Source organism: Xanthomonas sp. SHU 166, from assembly GCF_000364685.1.
Lineage (GTDB): Bacteria > Pseudomonadota > Gammaproteobacteria > Xanthomonadales > Xanthomonadaceae > Xanthomonas_A > Xanthomonas_A sontii.
Window position 1 is genome coordinate 1 of record NZ_AQOJ01000227.1, and the last position, 328, is coordinate 328.

At 72.3% G+C, this 328-nt stretch carries 1 pseudogene; it reads right to left on the reverse strand.

The annotated features are described in order from the left end of the window. Nucleotides 1–328 (reverse strand): annotated as a pseudogene (locus D180_RS07485) (pyrroloquinoline quinone-dependent dehydrogenase); the annotation flags it as partial.

Below are 328 nucleotides of genomic sequence, written 5' to 3' on the forward strand. Positions count from 1 at the left end.
CAGCCCCGGTTCGGGCATCGGCTGGGTCGGCGAGGCGCGTTCGCCCGGCACGTCGGAAGCCGGCACCGGCACCTCGCTGATCGGGAACAGCGGCGTGCCGTCGCGGCGATCGAAAGCGAACAGGAAGCCGGTCTTGGTCGCCTGCAGCACCGCCGCGCGCGGTCCCTGCGCAGTCTGCACGGTGGTCAGCACCGGCTGCGAGGCCAGGTCGTAGTCCCACAGATCGTGATGCACCAGCTGCTGCGCCCACACCCGGCGCCCGCTGTGCAGGTCCAGCGCCACCAGCGAGTCGGTGTCGCGGTTGTCGCCCAGGCGCTCGCCGCCGTAA